14 protein-coding genes are annotated in these 15,375 nt (G+C 71.5%); 11 read left to right on the top strand and 3 right to left on the bottom strand.

What is annotated here, in order from left to right; all coding sequences use genetic code 11:
* Positions 1-4 precede the first annotated feature (4 nt).
* From cobN to cobJ, 5 genes are read left to right on the top strand one after another with little or no spacing between them, the layout of a single operon-like run.
* Complete coding sequence (gene cobN / locus BM228_RS21125) at positions 5-3,481, top strand: cobaltochelatase subunit CobN (protein WP_092043702.1); 3,477 nt, start codon at positions 5-7, stop codon at positions 3,479-3,481.
* A complete protein-coding gene (cobG, locus tag BM228_RS21120; RefSeq protein WP_092043701.1) occupies positions 3,478-4,914 on the top strand; it encodes a precorrin-3B synthase in 1,437 nt (478 codons plus the stop codon). The genes cobN and cobG overlap by 4 nt, the downstream gene beginning before the upstream one ends.
* Positions 4,911-5,591 carry a precorrin-8X methylmutase gene (locus tag BM228_RS21115; RefSeq protein ID WP_092043699.1) on the top strand — a complete coding sequence of 227 codons (681 nt, stop codon included), beginning with the start codon at positions 4,911-4,913 and terminating at the stop codon, positions 5,589-5,591. Before cobG ends, BM228_RS21115 begins: the two co-directional genes overlap by 4 nt.
* Positions 5,591-6,370: a precorrin-2 C(20)-methyltransferase gene (locus BM228_RS21110; RefSeq protein ID WP_092043697.1), complete on the top strand. Its 780-nt coding sequence runs from the start codon at positions 5,591-5,593 to the stop codon at positions 6,368-6,370. The genes BM228_RS21115 and BM228_RS21110 overlap by 1 nt, the downstream gene beginning before the upstream one ends.
* Positions 6,367-7,128: a precorrin-3B C(17)-methyltransferase gene (gene cobJ, locus BM228_RS21105; RefSeq protein WP_092043696.1), complete on the top strand. Its 762-nt coding sequence runs from the start codon at positions 6,367-6,369 to the stop codon at positions 7,126-7,128. The genes BM228_RS21110 and cobJ overlap by 4 nt, the downstream gene beginning before the upstream one ends.
* On the opposite strand, the gene BM228_RS21100 is transcribed toward cobJ, so the two are convergent.
* On the bottom strand, positions 7,095-7,862 hold the full coding sequence (locus tag BM228_RS21100) for a cobalt-precorrin-6A reductase (protein WP_244537243.1): 768 nt from the start codon (positions 7,860-7,862) through the stop codon (positions 7,095-7,097). The genes cobJ and BM228_RS21100 overlap by 34 nt on opposite strands.
* A 28-nt stretch (positions 7,863-7,890) precedes the next feature.
* Between BM228_RS21100 and cbiE the strand changes: the two genes are divergently transcribed.
* The 4 genes from cbiE to BM228_RS21080 are packed head-to-tail and all read left to right on the top strand — an operon-like array spanning position 7,891 to position 11,601.
* Complete coding sequence (cbiE, locus tag BM228_RS21095) at positions 7,891-9,111, top strand: precorrin-6y C5,15-methyltransferase (decarboxylating) subunit CbiE (RefSeq protein ID WP_092043694.1); 1,221 nt, start codon at positions 7,891-7,893, stop codon at positions 9,109-9,111.
* A complete protein-coding gene (locus tag BM228_RS21090; RefSeq protein ID WP_244537242.1) occupies positions 9,108-9,512 on the top strand; it encodes a cobalamin biosynthesis protein in 405 nt (134 codons plus the stop codon). Before cbiE ends, BM228_RS21090 begins: the two co-directional genes overlap by 4 nt.
* Positions 9,509-10,285 (top strand): precorrin-4 C(11)-methyltransferase, encoded by a 777-nt coding sequence (cobM, locus tag BM228_RS21085; protein ID WP_092043691.1) that lies wholly within the window; start codon positions 9,509-9,511, stop codon positions 10,283-10,285. Before BM228_RS21090 ends, cobM begins: the two co-directional genes overlap by 4 nt.
* On the top strand, positions 10,282-11,601 hold the full coding sequence (locus BM228_RS21080; protein WP_092043690.1) for a cobyrinic acid a,c-diamide synthase CobB: 1,320 nt from the start codon (positions 10,282-10,284) through the stop codon (positions 11,599-11,601). The genes cobM and BM228_RS21080 overlap by 4 nt, the downstream gene beginning before the upstream one ends.
* A gap of 80 nt (positions 11,602-11,681) precedes the next feature.
* Here BM228_RS21080 and BM228_RS21075 read toward each other — a convergent pair whose 3' ends face one another.
* Positions 11,682-12,092: a helix-turn-helix domain-containing protein gene (locus BM228_RS21075; protein WP_092043688.1), complete on the bottom strand. Its 411-nt coding sequence runs from the start codon at positions 12,090-12,092 to the stop codon at positions 11,682-11,684.
* Positions 12,093-12,576: 484 nt separating this feature from the next.
* On the opposite strand from BM228_RS21075, the gene hmuQ reads away from it, so the two are divergent.
* Positions 12,577-12,924 (top strand): heme-degrading protein HmuQ, encoded by a 348-nt coding sequence (gene hmuQ, locus BM228_RS21070; protein WP_092043687.1) that lies wholly within the window; start codon positions 12,577-12,579, stop codon positions 12,922-12,924.
* 427 nt (positions 12,925-13,351) lie between these two features.
* On the top strand, positions 13,352-14,860 hold the full coding sequence (locus tag BM228_RS21065; RefSeq protein ID WP_092043790.1) for an undecaprenyl-phosphate glucose phosphotransferase: 1,509 nt from the start codon (positions 13,352-13,354) through the stop codon (positions 14,858-14,860).
* A gap of 15 nt (positions 14,861-14,875) precedes the next feature.
* Here BM228_RS21065 and BM228_RS21060 read toward each other — a convergent pair whose 3' ends face one another.
* Entirely contained in the window at positions 14,876-15,361 is a 486-nt protein-coding gene (locus BM228_RS21060) for a transcriptional repressor (protein WP_092043685.1), read from the bottom strand.
* Positions 15,362-15,375: the final 14 nt, after the last annotated feature.

The following is a 15,375-nucleotide window of genomic DNA, read 5'->3' as shown; positions in this document are numbered from 1 at the left end:
CGCCATGCATCTCGTTCGCATCGATAGCGTCTCCCTCGACGAGGGCGAGGCGGCCGTGGATCTCGGGCAGGAGCCCGGAGATCTCGTCGTGCTCTCGTTCACCGACAGCGACCTCGCCGGGATCGGGCAGGCCCAGGCCGCGGAGCCCGGTCTGCCGAGCTTGCGGCTCGCCAAGCTCGCCAAGCTCCGGCATCCGATGTCGGTCGATCTCTATGTCGAGCGCGTGGTGTCCCGGGCGAAGCTCGTGGTGATCCGCTGCCTCGGCGGTCTGGATTACTGGCGCTATGGGATCGAACGCTGTGCCGCCGCGGCGCGGGCGAACGGAATCGTGCTCGCGGTACTGCCGGGCGACGACCGGCCGGACCCGCGGCTGGCCGACTTCTCCACCGATCCGGACTTCGCGCAAACGGTCGACGGGTATTTCCGCGCCGGCGGCCCGGAGAACCTGCGGCGGATGCTGCGCCTGCTCGCCGCCCGGATCAGCGCGGGTGGGGCCGTCGAGCCGCCGCAGCCGCTGCCGCGGGGTTTCCCCTGGTGCCCGGGCTGCGGCGTGCTCGCGCTGGATACGGCGATCGAGGCCGCCGGGACGGCGGTGCCGCTCTTGGACCCGCGCGTGACCGCCACTCCGCTCGCCCTGCTCCTGGTCTACCGCTCCGCGGTGCTCGGCGGCGATACCGCGCCGTTCGTCGCCCTGGCCGCTGCCCTGCGCGTCCGCGGCATCGGCGTGCTGCCGATGGCAGTGTCGAGCCTCAAGGAGTCGGTGGCGGCCAAGGCCGTCGCCGAAGCCGTGCGGACGCGCAAGCCGGATCTCGTGATCGCCGCAACCGCCTTCTCGGCGCGGGAGGACGGGATCGATTTCGTCCTCGACGGCGCCGATTGCCCGGTGCTCCAGGCCTACACGGTCGGCGCCCCCCGGGTGGCCTGGGAAGCCTCGGCCCGGGGCCTCGGCGCCGCCGACCTCGCCATGCAGGTCGCCCTGCCGGAATTCGACGGCCGGCTCTCCGGCTTCCCGATCTCGTTCAAGGAAGAGGCAGCGGAAGTCGCCGGCTTCGCCGAGCGCCGGGCCATCCCCTATCCAGCCGGCATCGATGCCCTGGCCGAGCGGGCGGCGGGCTGGCTGCGTCTCGCCGCCCTCCCCCGGGCCGAGCGGCAGGTGGCCGTCGTCCTCTCCGATTATCCCGCCCGCGGCGGCCGGGCCGGCTTCGCGGTCGGCCTCGACACGCCCGAGAGCGCCCGCGCGCTTGCTTTGGACTTGGTTGAGGCGGGTTACGCGACCGGGGCATTGCCCGAGCCGGCCGCGCTGATGCAGGCGCTTACCGAGGGTGAAGCGGGGTTCACGGTCCCGCTGGCGGATTATTCCGCTTGGCTCGCCGGATTGCCCGCGCCGTCCCGTGATGCGCTGATGGAAGCCTGGGGCGAGCCGGCCAACGACCCGATGTGTCGCGACGGTCTTTTCCAGTTTCGGATGGTCACGTCGCGTCCCGCGCACCAGCCCCTTGCTGCGGACGACCACATCCAAACGCTGCCGAATGGAGCGCCGGTCCCCTCTCCCGTGCGGGAGAGAGGGCACGTCGCATCTTTCGCGCGCCGGAGGACGGATGCCGAGGCCTTGGCGGGAAAGGGCGGAAAACTCGCCTTCTTCCTCCAGCCCGACCGCGGCCGCGATCCCGACCGCAAGACGGGCTATCACGACCCGGATCGCGTCCCGACCCACGCCTACCTGGCCTTCCATCTGGGACTACGGCAGCGTTTCGACGCGCTGGTGCAGCTCGGCACGCATGGCACCGCCGAATGGCTGCCCGGCAAGGCGGTGGCCCTGTCCCCGGGCTGCTTCCCGGCGCTCTGCGTCGGCGGGCTGCCGGTGATCTATCCGTTCATCGTCGATGACCCGGGCGAGGCCGCCCCGCTGAAGCGTCGGCTCGGCGGGATCGCCCTCGGGCATCTCACCCCCGACACCACCCTGCACGCCCTGCCGCCGGAGGCCGCCCGCCTGCGCGAGCTGGTGGAGGAGTATTCCGCCGCGAGCGTGCTCGATCCGCGCCGGGCCGGCCTGATCGCCAGCGCGATCCTGGAGGATGCGGATGCTGCCGGGCTGCTCGACGGCGCCGGCATCGGCCGGGACACACCGATGGAGGAGGCGCTGACCCGCCTCGACGCCCATCTCTGCGACCTCGGCGAGACCACGTTTCGCGACGGGCTGCACGTCTTCGGCCGCGCCCCCGACACTGCGCCGGAGGCGGTCGTCGCAAGCGCCACCGGCGAGCGGGCGGGCCTGCTGGCGGCGCTCGATGGCCGCTTCGTGCCGCCGGGCCCCGCGGGCTCGCCGTCGCGTGGCCGCGCCGACGTGCTGCCTACCGGGCGCAACCTCGCGACTCTCGATCCCCGGGCGATCCCGAGCCGCGCCGCGGCGCTGCTGGGCGAGCGGGCCGCCGCCTCGGTGGTGACCCGCTACCTGCAGGACGAGGGCGAGTACCCGGCCCGGATCGTCATGGATCTTTGGGCCTCCCCGACCCTGCGCACCGGCGGTGAGGACGTCGCCCATGCCCTGGCGCTGATGGGCGTGCGGCCGGTCTGGGACCATGCCAGCACCCGGGTCACGGGCTTCGAGGTGCTGCCCCTCGCGATGCTCGACCGGCCGCGGATCGACGTGACCGTCCGCGTGTCGGGCGCGTTCCGCGACACCTTCCCCGATACCCTCGCCCTGCTCGACCGCGCCGCCCGCGCGGTGGCGGAACGCGATGAGGAGGATGCTGAGAATCCTTTGGCCGCCGCCCGGCGCCGTGGCGAAGCCATCGCCCGGGTCTACGGCGCAGCGCCCGGCCGCTACGGCGCCGGCACGGCCGCCACCGCCCTCGACGGCACCTGGGACGATCGGGCCGATCTCGCCCGGGCCTATCTCGCGGCAAGCGGCCATGCCTACGGCGACCGCGAAGGACCGGACGCGGCCTTCGGCGCCCGGGTCGCCGCGGCGGACGCCTATCTGCACGCTTTCGACGTGGCTGAGCGCGACCTGTTCGACGGCGACGCCGCGGTGGATGCCATGGGTGGCTTCGCGGCGGCGGCCACGCTCCAAGGCGCCAGCCCCGCCCTCTACAGCCTGGACGTCTCGGTTCCGGAGCGCCCCAAGACCCGTACCGCCCGGGAGGATGCCGCACGGCTGATCCGCGGCCGGCTCGCCGATCCGCGCTGGATCGCCGCCCAACTCCGCCACGGCTACCGCGGCGCGCAGGAGCTGGCCCAGGGGCTCGACGCGGTGTTCGTCCTCGCCGCTGCGAGCGACGCCGTGACCGATGCCGGCTTCGACCGGCTCTACGCCACCTGGATCGCCGATTCCGAGGTGTTCGACCGGCTGCGCGCCGCCAACCCGGCGGCGACCCGGGCGATCCTGGAGCGGTTCGACGAGGCCCGCGACCGCGGCCTGTGGCACAGCCGGCGCAACGCGCTGCCCGCCGACGCGCTGATGCCGGAGGCCGCCGAATGAGCGTCGCCGCCCATCGCCGCGCCCTGCCCGACGCCCCCGCCCGCCGGGGCTGGTGCCCCGGGCTCAGCCGCCCGATGCCCACGGGCGACGGCCTGCTCGCGCGGGTGCATCCGCCGCTGGGGATCCTGACCCTGCCGCAGGCCCGCGCCGTGGCCGAGGGCGCGCGCCGCTTCGGCAACGGCCATCTCGACCTCACCGCCCGGGCCAACCTCCAGATCCGGGGCGTCTCGGATGCGACGCGCGCGCCGCTCGCCCGCCTGCTGGAGGCCGCCGGCCTCGGCGACACGCGCGCCGACGGTGGCCCTCAGCGCCTGACGCTCACCAGTCCCCTGGCCGGCCGCGATCCAGCCGAGACGTTCGACGTACCGGCCCTGGCCCGCGCCATCGAGGCCGCGGGGCTCGCCGTGTCGGGGCTGCCGGCCAAGACGTTGGTGGTGGTCGAGGGCCGCCTACGTGCCGAGATGCCGGAGGCCGATGCCTATGTTTTCCCAGCCGCCTCGGGCGGCGTCCGGATCGCGGTCGCCGCGGAGGAGCACGGTCGTCGCGATTGCGTCACCTGTTCAGAGGAGGAGGCGCCAGCCGCGGTAGCCGCGCTGCTCAACGCCTTCGCCGGGACCGGGCGGCGGCGGACGCGCGATCTGTCGCCAGATGATTTCAGCGCGTTGGAGAATGCCGTTCGGCTCGCGATGCAGGCGCAGGTCCCCTCTCCCGTGCGGGAGAGGGACAGGGTGAGGGGACAGGTCTTTCCGGATCGGGCGCACCCCTCACCCCAACCCTCTCCCGCACGGGAGAGGGGGCGCGGTGGCGTTTCTCCGATCGGTGCGCCTTTCTCCCCACCGGCTGGCATCGCACCGTTAGCGGCAAGCCAGTCCGTGCTCACCGTCGATGCGCCGTTCGGTCGCTGCACGGCGGACGCTCTCGATCGCCTCGTGGACCTCGCCTCGCGCCTCAGTGCCGAGGAAATCCGCCTGTCACCCACCCGCGGCTTCATGCTGCTGTCGCGTCAGGAGCCTTCGGATGCAGATCTGACGGCCCTGGCCCAAAACTTCATCGTCGCACCCGACGATCCGCGGCGCAGCGTCGCCGCCTGCACGGGCGCACCGGCCTGCGCCTCAGGGTCGACGCCGACACTCGCGGACGCCGCAGATGTCGCGGAGGCGTTCCGGCCGTTCGGTGCGGACGGGCGATCCGCCCACGTCTCCGGCTGCGCGAAGGGCTGCGCCCGGCCGGGCCCTGCAGACCTCACCCTCGTCGGCCGGGACGGCCTCTACGGCGCCGTTATCGGCGGCGCCCCGGGCGATGAGCCGGCGATGCACCTCCCTATCGAGGCGGTGCTGGAGCGGTTAGGAAGGGCCAAGACAATCGGGCTCGCCGCCGCCTTCGCGCCGGATCGCGCCAAAACTGATATCGGGAGGACCAGGAGACCGGCATGAGCGCGAGCCAGAATGCCCTGCGCCAGGCAGGTTCGGAGCCGGAGGTCACCTCTCGCTACGAGTATATCCGCGACGGCGCCGCGATCTACGCGCGCTCCTTCGCGATGATCCGGGCCGAGGCCGACCTCGCGCGCTGGTCGGGGGCGGCCGAGCGCGTCGTCGTCCGGATGATCCATGCCTGCGGCATGACCGATCTCCCCGCCGACGTGGAGATGTCGGACGGCTTCGCTGAGGCCGGTGTCGCGGCGCTCCAGGCCGGGGCCCCGATCCTGTGCGATGTCCGGATGGTCGCCGACGGCGTCACTCGGGCGCGGCTGCCGGCCAAGAACGCAGTAATCTGCACGCTGGGCGACCCACGGGTGCCCGATCTTGCCGCGAGCCTGGGCACCACCCGGTCCGCCGCCGCCATGGAGCTGTGGCGCGAGCACCTGCCCGGCAGCATCGTGGCGGTGGGCAACGCCCCGACCGCCCTGTTCCGCCTGCTCGAACTGCTCGATGCCGGCGTGCCGCCGCCGGCCGCGGTGATCGGCATCCCGGTGGGCTTCGTCGGCGCCGCCGAGTCCAAGGACGCGCTGGCCCGGGACGGCCGCGTGCCCTTCGTCGTCGTCCACGGCCGGCGCGGCGGCAGCGCCATGACCGCCGCGGCGGTCAACGCGCTCGCCAGCGAGGTCGAGTGATGGACGGGTTCGAGCGCGTCGAAGCCCCCGTCGAGGAGATTCCCGCGGCTTCGGTGACCGGCACCCTCTACGGCGTCGGCATGGGGCCGGGCGACCCGGAACTGCTCACCGTCAAGGCGCAGCGCATCCTGATGCGCGCGCCGGTGCTGGTGCATTTCTGCAAGCGCGGCCGGCGCGGCAACGCCCGCACCATCGCGGACGCGATCCTGCGCGACCCGGCCCGCGAGATGCCGCTCGCCTATCCCTACACCACCGAGATCCACCCGGAACACCCGGACTACGTGGCGGCGCTCGCGGCCTTCTACGACGACGCGGCCGGGCAGCTCGCCGACCATCTTGGCGCGGGCCGTGACGTCGCGATCCTGTCGGAGGGCGACCCGTTCTTCTACGGCTCGTTCATGCACCTCTGGCGGCGCTTGAAGGACCGCTTTCCCGTGGAGGTGATCCCGGGCGTGACCGGAATGTCCGGCTGCTGGACCCGGGCCGGCACGCCGATCACCTGGGGCGATGACATCCTCACGGTCTTGCCCGCGACGCTGCCGATCGACGCCCTCACGGAGCGCCTGCGCGGCACCGACGCCGCCGTGGTGATGAAGCTCGGCCGTCACCTGCCGAAGGTCCGGGCGGCGCTGACCGCCGCCGGGCTGCTCGGCCGGGCCATCTATGTCGAGCGCGGCACCATGGCGGGCGAGCGCGTGGTGATGCTCGCCGACAAGGCGGACGACGACGCGCCCTACTTCTCCATGGTCCTCCTGCCCGGCGAGGGGCGGCGGCCGTGAGCGGAAGCCTCACGGTGGTCGGCCTCGGCCCCGGGGATGCGGGATTGCTGACCGACTCGGCGCGCCGGGCCCTCGACGCTGCCGAAGACTTGGTCGGGTATTTTCCCTACGTCGCCCGCGTGCCCGAGCGTCCGGGCCTGATCCGACATGCCAGCGACAACCGCGTCGAGGTCGACCGCGCCCGTCACGCCCTGCAGCTCGCAGCCTCCGGCCGGCGGGTCGCGGTGGTGTCGGGCGGCGATCCCGGCGTGTTCGCTATGGCCTCGGCCGTGTTCGAGGCGGTGGAGCACGGCGAGCCCGGTTGGAGGGACCTCACCATCACGGTCGAGCCGGGCATCACCGCCATGTTGGCCGCCGCGGCCCGGCTCGGGGCGCCTTTGGGCGGCGATTTCTGCGCCCTGTCGCTCTCCGACAATTTGAAGCCCTGGCCGGTGGTGACCGCCCGGCTGGAAGCGGTGCTGCGCGCGGACTTCGTCATCGCGCTCTACAACCCGATCTCCACCGCGCGGCCCTGGCAGCTCGGCGCGGCCCTCGAACTCGCCGCCGGGATCCGGGCGCCGGAGACGCCGGTGATGTTCGCCCGGGCGATCAGCCGGCCGGACGAGGCGATCCGGGTCTCGACCCTCGCCGAGGCGCGCGGCGTGCCCGCCGACATGGCCACGATGGTGATCCTCGGCGCCTCGACCACCCGGCTCATCCCGCGGACCGACGGCCTGCCCTTCGTCTACACCTCGCGCAAAGTCGCGGGGCCGGCATGATCGCCGGCATCGAGCCAGCGCAGCGCGCCGGCGGCGTCGGGGACGCTCGGCACGTCGGGTTTTTCAGGCCGGCGCACCATGATCACGGGGATGGCGAGGCTGCGCGCCGCCGCGATCTTGCCGTAGGTCGCCGCCCCACCGGAATTCTTGCTGACCAGGATCTCGGTGCCGGTGGCGCGCATCAAATCCGCCTCGGCCGCCGCGTCGAACGGGCCGCGCGCTTCGAGGGCGGTGAGGTCTGGCACCGGCAGCACCCCGTCCAGGGGCTCGACCGTCCGCGCCAGATAGGCGTGCTGCGGCGCTGCGGCGAAGGCACCGGCCTCCTGGCGTCCGATCGTCAGGAACACGCGCCGGGGCTCACTTCCAAGGGCGGCGACCGCCTCCTCCATGCCGGCGACATCAGTCCAAAGATCGCCGGGCTCGCGGTGCCAGGCCGGTCGGCGGATCGCGAGCAGCGGCACGCCCACGGCCTCCGCGGCATGCGCAGCATTAGCCGAGATGGTCGCGGCGAAGGGATGCGTCGCGTCGATCAGGCGGTCGATGCGCTCAGTGAGCAAATAGTCGGCGAGCCCCTTGGCGCCGCCGAACCCGCCGACCCTCGTCGGCACCGGCTCGGGTTTCGGCGCGGCGGTCCGACCGGCGAGCGACAGAATCACGGCCCGATCCTCCCGGCCGGCCAAGGCCCGCGCCAGGGCGCTCGCCTCGCCGGTTCCGCCGAGGATCAGGATTCGCATGGCGCCACGGATCATGGGTGTCTTGTCCATGAGCGCTGAGCCCCTGTCGAGCGGCCGCTGGCTGTCGATCGTCGGCATCGGCGAGGATGGGCGGGCTGGGCTCGCGCCCGCCGCCGCCGCCGCGCTGGACGCCGCGCGGGTGGTCTATGGCGGCCGGCGCCACTTCGCCCTGGCCGGCCCCCTCGTTGCCGAGACGCGGCCCTGGCCGAGCCCGATCCACGAGGCCTATCCGGAGATCCTGGCCCGGCGCGGCCAGCCGACCTGCATCCTCGCCACCGGCGACCCGTTCCATTACGGCATCGGCGCCGAGATCGCCCGGTTGGTAGCGCCTGCCGAGATCCAGGCCTTTCCGCAACCCTCGGCCTTCAGCCTCGCCTGCGCGCGGCTCGGCTGGCCGCTCGCTGAATGCAGCCTCGTCACCCTGCACGGCCGGGCGCTCGCCCGGATCGTCCCGCATATCCAGCGGGGTGCGCGCCTCCTCGTCCTGTCCTGGGACGGCACGACACCGGCGGCTCTGGCGGACCTGCTGACCGCGCGCGGCTTCGGCGCCTCGACCGTCACCGTCCTCGAAGCGATGGGCGGCCCGCGGGAGCGAACCCGTGCGGCGCATGCCGAAGCCTTCGACCTCCCGGCCATCGATCCGCTCAACACCGTGGCGATCGCGGTTGCCGGCGCGGGGCAAGCCCTGCCGCTGGCGCCCGGCCTCGACGACGGCCTGTTCGAGAATGACGGGCAGCTCACCAAGGCCGAGATCCGGGCGCTGACGCTCGCGGCGCTGCGCCCGCATCCGGATCAGCATCTCTGGGATATCGGGGCCGGCGCGGGCTCCATCGCCATCGAGTGGATGCTCCGCCATCCGAGCCTGCGCGCCACCGCCATCGAAACGCGCCCCGACCGGGCCGAACGGATTCTTCGGAACGCACAATCGCTGGGGGTGCCGGACCTCGCGGTGGTGACCGGCGCGGCGCCGGCGGCGCTTGCCGGCTTGCCTGCTCCGGATACGGTCTTCATCGGCGGCGGCGTCTCGGAGCCCGGCATCCTGGCGACTGCGCTCGCCGCGTTGCGGCCGGGCGGGCGCTGCGTCGCCAACGCGGTGACGCTCCAGGGCGAGGCGGCGCTGCTCGCGGCCTTCGCGGACCATGGCGGCAGCCTGCGGCGGTTCTCGGTCGACCGGGCGAGCCCGGTGGGCGGCCTGCACGGCTGGCGGCCGGCAATGCCAGTCACCCAATGGGCCTGGACCAAGCCATGAGCGACCGGATCGTCGCCGGGATCGGGTTTCGCCGCGGCACGGGCGCCGACGAGATCGCCGCCCTCATCGCCCGCGCCCTCGGCACGATCGGCGCCAGCCGAACCGATCTCACCGTCGTCGCGACCGCCGCCGACCGGGCTGCAGAACCCTCCATTTGCCAAGCTGCGGCGGCGTTCGGCCTGTCGCCCTGCCCGGTCGGCGCACCAGCCTTGGAAGCCTGCGACGCCCGTGTGGTCACGCGCTCCGCCCGGATCGAGCGCTTGCGCGCGGTCGGCTCATTGGCCGAAGCGGCCGCCCTCGCTGCAGCTGGGCGGGATAGCCGCCTCGCCCTCCCCCGCATCGCCAGCGCCGGCGCGACCTGCGCTCTCGCGATCCCGCACGACACCGCTCGGCACCCATGACCGTCCATTTCATCGGCGCCGGCCCCGGCGCCGCCGACCTCATCACGGTGCGCGGCCGCGACCGCATCGCCGCCTGCCCGGTCTGCCTCTATGCCGGATCCCTGGTCGCGCCCGAGATCCTGGGCTGGTGCCCGCCGGGCGCCCGCATCATCGACACGGCGCCCCTCGACCTCGACGCGATCATGGCCGAGATCGCGGTAGCCGACGGCCGCGGACAAGATGTGGCGCGGCTGCATTCGGGCGACCTGTCGATCTGGAGCGCGCTGGCCGAGCAGATGCGCCGGCTCGACCGCCTCGGCATCGCCTACACGGTGACGCCGGGCGTGCCGGCCTTCGCGGCCGCCGCCGCGATGCTGCGCCGGGAGCTGACCGTACCGGGCGTGTCGCAATCGGTGGTGCTGACCCGGACTTCCGGCCGGGCGAGCGCGATGCCCGAGCGGGAGACCCTGGCAGCCTTCGCGGCGACCGGTGCGACGCTGGCGATCCATCTCTCGATCCACGTCGTGGAAAAAGTCGCGGCCGAGCTGATCCCGTTCTACGGCGCCGCCTGCCCGGCGGCGGCTTTGTTCCGCGCCTCCTGGCCGGACGAGCGGGCGCTGGTCGGCGACCTCGCCGGGCTGCCGGCCCTCGTCGCCGAGGCCGGGCTCGAACGCACCGCCCTGATCCTCGTCGGGCCAGCGCTCGGCGCCGCCGATTTCCGCGAGAGTGCGCTCTACGCGCCTGATTATGACCGGCGCTATCGACCCGGCGGCACCGTCGGGAGCGCGGTTTGAGCGCCCCCGGTCTTCTGGTCGCGGCGCCGCGCTCCAGCTCCGGCAAGACCACCGTCACGCTGGCGCTGATGCGGGCGCTGACCCGACGCGGCCTGCGCGTGCGCGGCGCGAAATGCGGCCCGGACTATATCGATCCGGCCTTCCATCACGCGGCCACCGGCCAGCCGAGCTTCAACCTCGACAGCTTCGCCATGGCGCCCGGCCTCCTCGACGCCCTGGCCGGCGAGACGGCGGCGCAGGCCGACATCGTTGTCGCCGAGGGCTCGATGGGCCTGTTCGACGGGGTCCGAGCAGCGGAGAGCCGCACCGGCGCGAATGCCGACATCGCGGCCCGCTACGGCTGGCCGGTGGTACTGGTGGTCGATGTCTCCGGCGCGGCGCAATCGGCCGCCGCGGTGGCGCTCGGCTGCAAGCTCTACGATCCGCGGATCCGGATCGCCGGGGTGATCCTCAACAAGGTCGCGAGCGCTCGCCACCGCCGCCTCGTGGAAGCCGGCATGGAGCGGGTCGGGCTGCCGGTCCTCGGCGTGCTGATGCGTGACGCCGAACTGGTCCTGCCCGAGCGCCATCTCGGCCTGGTCCAGGCCGGGGAAACTGCGGACCTGGAAGCTCGGCTCGACCGGCTCGCCGACCTCGCCGAAGCCGGCATCGACCTCGACGCCGTGCTCGCCGCCGCGGCGGGCGCCACACCGGCCTCAGCGGGCCTGTTGCCGCGTCCGCCCGGGCAGCGCATCGCGGTGGCCCGGGACGCGGCGTTCAGCTTCCTCTACCCACATCTGGAGGCCGGCTGGCGCCTGGCCGGTGCCGAGATCGTGCCGTTCTCGCCCCTCGCCGACGAGGCGCCGCCGGAGGGTTGCGACACCTGCTGGCTGCCGGGCGGCTATCCGGAACTGCATGCGGGCCAGCTCGCCTCCGCCAGCCGGTTCCTCGGAGGCCTCCGCGCCTTCGCGGCCACGCGCCCGGTCCACGGCGAGTGCGGCGGCTATATGGTCCTCGGCCGCACCCTGGAGGACGCCGACGGCACCAGCCACGCCATGGCCGGCCTTCTGCCGGTGGCCACCTCCTACCGGAAGCGCAAGCTGCATCTCGGCTATCGCGTCGCGCGGCTGTGCAGCGACGGCCCGTTGGGCCGGCGCGGGGCGCGTGTCGTGGGCCACGAGTTCCACTATGCCAGCGAGCTCTCGCCGGCCGCCGCGGAGGCGGATGCCCTGGCCCGCGTCACGGATGCCGAGGGCACGGATCAAGGCCTCGCCGGACACCGGATAGGCTTCGTAGGTGGGAGCTTCTTCCACCTCATCGCGGCGGACGAGGGATGAGCCCGCAGGCCTGAACGGCGAAGCGCCCCACGATCCACCGGATCGCGGGGCTCCCTGCCAATCTCGCAATCAAAAAAAGTTCAGGCCGGGTCAGCCGCCGGCGGCGCGCTGCGGGCCTGTGCGAGTCGCGCGGCGCTCCGGACCAGCGCCAGGACATCCCGGCGCATCTGCTCATCTTCGATCTGGGCGTAGGCGCGGAGCAGCTCGATCGCTCCATGGGCGCTCAGGAAGCCGAACACGTCTTCCTGCGCGTTCTCGCGCGGCTCGCTCTCCTCGAAGAAGGCCGAGACCGGCACTTCGAGCAGGCGTGCGATCTCGCGCAGCCGACCGGCACCGACCCGATTCTGGCCCTTCTCGTATTTCTGCACCTGCTGGAACGTGACGCCGACGGCATTGCCGAGGGCAGTCTGGCTCAGGCCTCGCGCCTTCCGCAAAGCGGTGATGCGAATACCCACCAGACGGTCCACGTCGGTGGTCTGCTTCGGCATCATCTGACTGTTCGCATCCTTTTCCGGGGCCTGAACAACGTCCCCTTGCGGATCCGGTGTTCTCGCCTCGCCATCGCGCCGCTTCACCGTCCGACCCTCAATCTCATAGTCCGTCTACACCTAAAGTGCGGTGCCACACGCTAGAGCAGCCGCCGCCTGCATTGCAATCGGCCACAACTCGAAGCCCTTATTGTGACCCGCCCTCCTACGTCGACCAAGAAATTACATCGACAGTGAGCGTTATAGCAGTCGGTCAATGGCCCGACTGCGACACAATATGAACCGTCAGGCAATTGGACACGAAGTTGTTAAACTCCGCAAGTCTAAGTCTACATCTTGTGGTTTAACCTGACGTATCTTTGAAACGTTGTTGCGGAAATGTCGATCCGCAGACTGTGCGCAGTCCATTTCACGCGCTGCGTCGCCGCAGGAGGGCTCGCCCGGACGGGGTTCAGGGCCTAAATCCGACGTTTCAACGGAGAACACCATGTTTATCGCGATGAATCGCTTCAAGGTCGTTAAGGATGCGACCGAGGACTTCGAGGCCGTCTGGCTCGGCCGCGACAGCCATCTCGGCGAAATGGACGGCTTCGTGGAGTTTCACCTCCTGCGCGGGCCCGAACAGGAGGATCACGTGCTCTACGCCTCGCATACCGTGTGGCGTTCGCGGGGCGATTTCGAGGCCTGGACGCGCTCCGAGCAGTTTCGCAAGGCGCATAGCCGGGCCCCCTCGACCAAGCCCCTGTATCTCGGCCATCCGCAATTCGAGGGCTTCGAGATGGTGCAGACGGTCGGAGGCGCGGGCGAGACCCCGCAGCGGGCCGACGCCGTCTGACCCTGTCGATCATCGCATCATAAGCGCTTGCTGCCGGATCGGCAGCGAGCGCTCTCCTGTTCAGGGACGCTTCGACCGGCGCCGGCCGCAGGCAGAGCCGCCGCGCCCGGGGTCGCCGTAGCAACCGCCAAGCTTCCCGGCGTGACGGAATTCAACCGTCCAGCAAGAATCCGACATTACAATGCAACTGCCGGTATCGGGCCGTCGAGCCCGGGCGAACGGTATGTGTCTGTATTTCGGTGACTCAGCATTTACCATGTATTGCCCGCCGCCGGACGTTCGCATAAATGACCGCCCATTCCCAAGCGGCCGAATCACCGGTCTTCGCGGCTCACCCCTTGCTCCGTCATCGGCAGATGCCGGCGCTGAAATCTTTCGTGTTTCAGACTGGTACAAAGTCCGATCAAACCGGGACGTGGCGGGCCAGATGTTTCACGAACGGGTTCCGGAGACGTTTCAGGCCTTGCCGACCTCGGCCGAACGCCGTCGCAGCGTGTGGTCCGCGCTCCTGCCGCGTCGCGGTCGTGCGGTGGCGCGGATCGCCCTGTCGTCGTCGCTAGCTCTCGCCGACATCGCGGCGATCCTCGCCGTCATCCTGACCGTCGAGTTCGGTTACCAAGTCGCCTTCGCGGGCGACAGCATCTGGGTGACGGGCTTCCGCAGCCTGCGGCTCGCCGCCCTGCTCGGCGCCATCATCGTCGCCACGAACGTGCTGCGGGAGGATTACAGCCTCGACGGCATCATGGCGCAGAAGCTGAACTTTCAGCGCATGGCCTCGCTCTGGCTGGTCGCCTGGGCGGCGGTTCTGGTGGTCGGCTTCCTAACCAAGACGACCAACGACTATTCCCGCATCGTCTCGATCACCGCCTTCGTGCTCGGGCTGCCCACCCTGGTGATGACCCGCACGGTAGCGACCCGCCTGGTGCGCCGCAGCCTCGCCTCCGGTTCGGCCTCCGCCAGCCGCGTCCACCTGGTCGGCTACGAGGAGGACATCGCCCGCTTTTATGCCAGCCACGAGGCCGACCAGCTCGGCTCCCGGATCGTCGGCACCAGTTACCTGCGCCGGGTCGATCCGGGCGCCGACACCGTGTCGCGCCACGACCAGCTCCAGGAGGATCTCGACCTCGCCGTGTCGGTAGTGCGGTTCCTGCGGCCGGACGACGTGTTCGTGCTGGTGCCCTGGACCGACACTGCCGAGGTGGAGCGCTGCATCGACGCATTCCTGCGGGTGCCGTCCGCCCTGCATCTCCGGCCGGGCAGCGTGCTCGATCGGTTCCCCGACATGCAGGTCGCCCGGGTCGGCGGCGTCTCCGGCATCAATATCGGTCGCCGGCCGCTCAACGTCGCCGAGATCGTGCTGAAGCGCGCTCTCGACCTGACCGTGGCGGCGATCGCCCTGGTGTCGCTGTCGCCGCTGCTGGCGGCGATCGCGATCGCGATCAAGCTCGATAGCCCGGGCCCGGTCTTCTTCCGCCAAAAGCGCTACGGCTTCAACCAGCAGCCCTTCGGCGTGTTCAAGTTCCGTTCGATGCGGGCGGATGCCGCCAGCGCGGTGTTCAAGCAGGCGACCCGCAACGACAGCCGCATCACCCAGGTCGGCGCGATCCTGCGGCGGACCAATCTCGACGAGCTGCCGCAGCTCCTGAACGTCCTCAAGGGTGAGATGTCTTTGGTCGGCCCGCGTCCTCACGCGCTCGCGCATGACCGCAGCTTCGAGCGGCGGATCGCCCTCTACGCGCGGCGGCACAACGTCCGCCCCGGCATCACCGGCTGGGCGCAGGTCAACGGCTATCGCGGCGAGACCCTGACCGACCTCGACATGGAGCGGCGCGTCGCCTGCGACCTGCACTACATCGACAATTGGTCGATCTGGTTCGACATCCAAATCATGATCCAGACCATCGTCTCGCGCCGGGCCTACAAGAACGCGCGCTGAGGTATTGGGGGCGCCTTAGGATGGCTGCTGGCGCTCCCGGCAGGCCCCGCAATCGCCCTCGACCTCCAGGATGGTGTGGGCCGGCGTGAAGCCCGCCCGCTTCAGGGTGCGGTCGAGACCGTCCTCCAGCTCCTCCGACGAAGCCTCGTCGACGAGGCCGCATGTCCGGCAGATCAGGAAGACGACGCCCTCGCCCGGCGCGTGCCCGTGGGCGCAGGGGATGAAGGCGTTGCGGCTGGCGATCCGGTGGACCAGGCCCTGCTGCATCAGGAAATCGAGGGCGCGATAGACCGAGACCGGCGCCACGCGCTTGCCCGGCGCGCTGAGCTTCTCGGCGATGTCGTAGGCGCCCTGCGCCTTGCCGGCCTCGGCCACCGCCTCCATCACCTCGCGGCGCAGGGGCGTGAATTGCAGCCCGCGCTCGCGGCAGACGGCCTCTGCCCGGGCGAGCATGTCGCCGACGCCTGTGTGGCACGCGTCGTGACTCTCGTGACGGTGCATGATTGCTCCAACCG

It is taken from the genome of Methylobacterium pseudosasicola (genome assembly GCF_900114535.1).
Classification (GTDB): Bacteria; Pseudomonadota; Alphaproteobacteria; order Rhizobiales; family Beijerinckiaceae; genus Methylobacterium; species Methylobacterium pseudosasicola.
Note: the sequence above shows the minus strand (reverse complement) of the source record. Positions and strands in the feature narration are given on the sequence as shown.

Bases quoted from the DNA above. Each gene is read 5' to 3' on its own strand.
- BM228_RS21060 (WP_092043685.1), bottom strand. From the start codon at position 15,361: ATGCACCGTCACGAGAGTCACGACGCGTGCCACACAGGCGTCGGCGAC.
- cobN (WP_092043702.1), top strand. From the start codon at position 5: ATGCATCTCGTTCGCATCGATAGCGTCTCCCTCGACGAGGGCGAGGCG.
- cobG (WP_092043701.1), top strand. From the start codon at position 3,478: ATGAGCGTCGCCGCCCATCGCCGCGCCCTGCCCGACGCCCCCGCCCGC.
- BM228_RS21090 (WP_244537242.1), top strand. From the start codon at position 9,108: ATGAGCGACCGGATCGTCGCCGGGATCGGGTTTCGCCGCGGCACGGGC.
- BM228_RS21075 (WP_092043688.1), bottom strand. From the start codon at position 12,092: ATGATGCCGAAGCAGACCACCGACGTGGACCGTCTGGTGGGTATTCGC.
- BM228_RS21065 (WP_092043790.1), top strand. From the start codon at position 13,352: ATGTTTCACGAACGGGTTCCGGAGACGTTTCAGGCCTTGCCGACCTCG.
- cbiE (WP_092043694.1), top strand. From the start codon at position 7,891: ATGAGCGCTGAGCCCCTGTCGAGCGGCCGCTGGCTGTCGATCGTCGGC.
- hmuQ (WP_092043687.1), top strand. From the start codon at position 12,577: ATGTTTATCGCGATGAATCGCTTCAAGGTCGTTAAGGATGCGACCGAG.
- BM228_RS21100 (WP_244537243.1), bottom strand. From the start codon at position 7,862: ATGCGAATCCTGATCCTCGGCGGAACCGGCGAGGCGAGCGCCCTGGCG.
- BM228_RS21115 (WP_092043699.1), top strand. From the start codon at position 4,911: ATGAGCGCGAGCCAGAATGCCCTGCGCCAGGCAGGTTCGGAGCCGGAG.
- BM228_RS21110 (WP_092043697.1), top strand. From the start codon at position 5,591: ATGGACGGGTTCGAGCGCGTCGAAGCCCCCGTCGAGGAGATTCCCGCG.
- cobM (WP_092043691.1), top strand. From the start codon at position 9,509: ATGACCGTCCATTTCATCGGCGCCGGCCCCGGCGCCGCCGACCTCATC.